This window comes from Paenibacillus sp. 01T422, assembly GCF_056398785.1.
The window spans coordinates 1-4,079 of sequence record NZ_JBFTQB010000687.1 but is presented as its reverse complement, the minus strand read 5'-3'; the positions used below and the strand labels follow the sequence as shown (position 1 = coordinate 4,079).

Here is a 4,079-nt window from a genome sequence, read left to right as displayed (position 1 = left end):
TCGTTAACGTCTGAGCTTCTTCCATTAAGGAAGCGTCATTCTGCTGATTTTTCTTCTTATCAGGACGATTCACTTTGGTCATTGCCTTCACCTCCATCATCTCCCACCTAGTATGAGAAGGCTGCTGGCTTATTATGCTTTAACCATTCTTAATGCCGTTAACGTTGTTCTCTGTAGAGCTCTTTGATCACCAGAAACTCGTCCAAGTGCTCCAGAAAAAGATCCACGACTACAGGATCAAAATGACGGCCGCGTTCTGATTGCAATAAATCCAGCACTCTATCCAGCTCCCATGCCTTCTTGTAGACACGATCACTGCATAGCGCGTCAAATACATCGGCAAGCGCCGTTATTCGCCCATACAGATGAATATCCTCACCGCGAAGTCCATGTGGATACCCCGAACCATCAAACCGCTCATGGTGCTGCTGGGCAATGATTGCCGCGGCGTTCAACACTTGCTTGTTCGAATGCTTCAGCATTTCATATCCCAAATTCGAATGAGTTTTCAATCAAATACCGCTCCCATTCACTGAGCGCTTTGAAACCGTTCATATAAATGACATTTTCCATGCCCATCTTGCTTTGAAAATAAATCACGAAACGGTCTGAAGCGAAGGAGCTTTTTTTCGTTAAAAAAGCTTGCTCAATCTCGCCGAGAACCTSCTCGGGAACAACATCACGCGCTCTTTCGTCCTGATTGGACGCATAATCGCCGCTTGCAGCCAAAATATAAATATCCTCGACGCCCTTTGTCACCGCGAAGCTGCAATGAATGGCATTCTTATGCAAATTAACAATCGAGGTCATTTGCGTCAAAACGCCTGAGGCAAACTTCTTCATCGACTGCAGCTCAAACAGCGTTGCCGAAGATTTAATGATCTCTTCCAGGCCTGTCCTACTCTTCTCAATTGTCTTCAAATCTCGATATGAGCGCAGCGCGGTAACGACGGTCGTGAACAACTTCTGGGTCGTTAGCTCGGTCTTCTCTTTATAATCATTAATGTCATAATCCATTATGACTGTACGCTCAGGGGCTTGACCGGGCTGGCCTGTACGCAAAATAATGCGTATCGCTGTGTTTTTTAATTCCTCGCGTATGTATCTTACAATCTGAAGCCCTGCATCTTCTTGCTCCATAACAACATCAAGCAAAATTAAGGCTGCATTAGGCTGCTGTTGTAGGACTTGTTTAGCTTCTGCAGCAGAAAAAGCACTGTGAAACTCCAACTTCCTGCCATCAAACTCAAAATCCTGTAAAACCATCTTCGTCACTTGATGAATCTGTTTTTCATCATCGACAATTAAGACAATCCATGGATCTTGTTCCATCACTACATCATTTGTGGGAACGTTCTCTTCCTCATCGGCAAAAAGAAGCTCATCCAAGTCCAATAACCCATCCTGTGTCATAGCTCTGACTCCTCCTCTATCGGAATCGTGATCATAAACAAACTTCCTTGTCTCAGTGTACTAAAGCACTGAATGCCACCATTCAGCGATTGCGTGACAAGATTATAAACGATATTCATCCCTAAACCGGTTCCGCCTTTGCCGCGGCTCGTCGTAAAGAATGGATCAAAGATATGATCCAGCACATCCTGCGGCATTCCCTTCCCATCATCGGAATAAGCGAGCAGAATATGATCTTGGTGTTCTGTAACACGAATGCTTAAGCTGCCTTCATCCTCTGGCACGTAAGCATGATTTAGTGAATTCATGACTAAATTCGTAACGATTTGCGATAAAGCTCCGGGATATGTATATAGATTGAGGCGATCATCACAATAGATGTCTACACGAAGTCTTGTTTTCTTCAGCGATGGCTTTAAGCTGGCAACAATTCCTTCTAGATACTCCCTCAACAGAAAAGTACGTTTCACTTCCAAGCTCTGATCCACGGAAATTTGCTTAAAGCTGYGCACTAACGAAGAGGCTCGCTCCAAATTCGTCAGTACCATGGCATTCGTTTCACCGATAATGGAAAGAAACTGCTCCAAATCAGACTTTTTCATTTTGCCAGTTTCGTACAAGCTCCGGAAATCCTTCGTCTTTTGATCCAAATAAGTGATCGCTGTAACACCGATGCCAATTGGTGTATTGATTTCGTGGGAGACGCCCGCAACAAGGTTCCCCAAGGCGCCCATTTTCTCTGATTGAACCAGCTGATCCTGCGTAATTTGCAGCGTGTTCAGCACCTGCTGGAGCTCCTGGTAGCGCTCGTCCAGATTTTTAACCATATCATTAAAGGCCTCGGATACCTCTGCAATTTCGGGGGAAGTCCGAAACTGCAGCATCGGAAGCTCCCCTCCCTGCTTGACAATCACAGCGGCTTCGCGAAGCTTGCTTAACGGTCGAATGACAATTGTACGTATAATGAGCCAAAGCAAAACAGATAGGATGATTGTAATGCTAATGCCGACAGCTAAAATGAGTTTCGTGCGCTTCTTAAGCAGCGCTGTCTCCTCGGAAGAGTCGAAAATGACTTCTACCGCCCCAACAACCACGCCATCTTCCTGCAGCGGTGCTATTAAACGGACAACTGGCTTCTCACTTTGCGCCATCGGCAACCGATCAACAATCGTTTTGTCCTGCTTTGGAATAATAATGCTGGACGAATCTAGACGTTTGCCAACCTGTTCGCGATCAGAAGCAGCCAGAATAGCTCCGTCCTTGCTGTAAAGCTTCATTTCAATAACCCGCGTGTTTTTATATTGAATATAGTCAAAAATTTGCTGTACATCCGAAACAGAGCGCGATTCTTCATAACGCCCATTGATGGCGATGGTCATACCGCTAATTTGACTCACATAAGCTTCTTTGATGGATTGATTTAAACTCATCGTGTCGAACACCATCATCGTCGAAATCATAATGACCGTCACCGATGTAATCAAAAATACGATTCGTTTCTGTAAACTGAGCTTCCTTCGCAGTATTGGCATAAGCAAGAGGCTCCTATTTCACATCGAACGTTATCGTCTTGCTAACGTCGTAAGGCGTATGATCATTGTTATGTAAGGATACTTTGACTTCGTGCGGTCCCTTGCTCAAATGATCCAGCACTTTTTGCTTGTCTGTCACAACAATTTTCTCGCCTTTGTCCAGCGAAATATGCACATGCCCCTCACCTTCAATACGTTGTTGATCATAATGCTCTTTGGAAATCTTCAAATCCGTCGTCAACGTCAGCGTAACGGCATCGCCATTGACTGCCGCGCTGACCTCTAAAGTTGGCGTATATGCATTTGTTGGCGCCGTAGTCTTTTTCGCTGACCCACATCCGGAAATCAAGATGGTCATTGCAGCTATCAAGCATATACTTTTACAAATTTTCATCTTTTCATCCCCTATTTAATCGCTAATTGTCTAATCATGTCAAAAAAAGTTATCCTCTTTAGCTTATGAATATTCATAAGGTTTGTCCACTTATATTTTGGAAACAAAACCCTTTATCCGCGCACTATTCAATGTATTCTTAATTTTCAGACTTCTTATGTCGAATAATAATGAGAACGCTCGTATTTTGCGCTTACCCAGGAAATAATTTCATTTCCTGAATCAAGAATGATTTCCCCAGCTTTGGAGCAATGTAGTAAAGTCACTGTTCATTTTAAAATAACTCGATTCTTAGGAGGCTCTCCCCTATGTCCGACACCCGTGAGTTTTCGATGCAAGTCCAACACGCCATTGACGCAGCAGATCAAGCCATACGATTGGCTTCAGACGCTGAGTATAAACTGCAAAGAGCTGTCATGCAGGCTCACCCTCAAGATATACAATCCGCTCAAGCCGCTCTCACGCAAGCCAGGCACAAAGTCAGAGATGCGCATGCGCAGCTTCAAACCTACAATAATGAGCAGTATGGGCAACAAATCAGGCAAACGATGGAGCAGTTGATCCAAGCTTCTCAAGACGTCGACGCCAATCAGGTGAAGTTTCACACCCCTAAACAAATTCGATAAACGTTGGTTCTATGTAAAAGGTGATCGAAATTCGATCGCTTTTTCTTTTTATATACACAATATGTTAAACTACTGGGGAAGGTTTTCAAGTTATTTGGGGAGGCACTACATTTC

General features: G+C 44.1%; 5 protein-coding genes. 1 reads left to right on the top strand and 4 read right to left on the bottom strand.

The genetic code is table 11. From position 1 onward, the window contains the following. Nucleotides 1-158: 158 nt before the first annotated feature. Genes AC1DUA_RS28955 through AC1DUA_RS28940 form a run of 4 tightly spaced genes read right to left on the bottom strand, consistent with a single transcriptional unit; the run spans nucleotide 159 to nucleotide 3,339 of the window. The gene (locus tag AC1DUA_RS28955) at nucleotides 159-512 is read right to left on the bottom strand and encodes an HD-GYP domain-containing protein (protein ID WP_477503049.1); all 354 of its coding nucleotides are present in this window, start codon (nucleotides 510-512) and stop codon (nucleotides 159-161) included. Continuing rightward, entirely contained in the window at nucleotides 484-1,413 is a 930-nt protein-coding gene (locus AC1DUA_RS28950) for a DUF3369 domain-containing protein (RefSeq protein WP_477503048.1), read from the bottom strand. Before AC1DUA_RS28950 ends, AC1DUA_RS28955 begins: the two co-directional genes overlap by 29 nt. Continuing rightward, nucleotides 1,410-2,945, bottom strand: coding sequence for a sensor histidine kinase (locus AC1DUA_RS28945; RefSeq protein ID WP_477503047.1), 1,536 nt, complete (start codon nucleotides 2,943-2,945; stop codon nucleotides 1,410-1,412). The genes AC1DUA_RS28950 and AC1DUA_RS28945 overlap by 4 nt, the downstream gene beginning before the upstream one ends. A gap of 13 nt (nucleotides 2,946-2,958) precedes the next feature. After that, complete coding sequence (locus tag AC1DUA_RS28940; protein ID WP_477503046.1) at nucleotides 2,959-3,339, bottom strand: hypothetical protein; 381 nt, start codon at nucleotides 3,337-3,339, stop codon at nucleotides 2,959-2,961. Between the two features lie 308 nt (nucleotides 3,340-3,647). Here AC1DUA_RS28940 and AC1DUA_RS28935 point away from each other — a divergent pair, with 308 nt between their 5' ends. Continuing rightward, nucleotides 3,648-3,965 (top strand): hypothetical protein, encoded by a 318-nt coding sequence (locus AC1DUA_RS28935; RefSeq protein WP_477503045.1) that lies wholly within the window; start codon nucleotides 3,648-3,650, stop codon nucleotides 3,963-3,965. Nucleotides 3,966-4,079 lie beyond the last annotated feature (114 nt).

Bases quoted from the DNA above. Each gene is read 5' to 3' on its own strand.
- AC1DUA_RS28940 (WP_477503046.1), bottom strand. From the start codon at position 3,339: ATGAAAATTTGTAAAAGTATATGCTTGATAGCTGCAATGACCATCTTG.
- AC1DUA_RS28935 (WP_477503045.1), top strand. From the start codon at position 3,648: ATGTCCGACACCCGTGAGTTTTCGATGCAAGTCCAACACGCCATTGAC.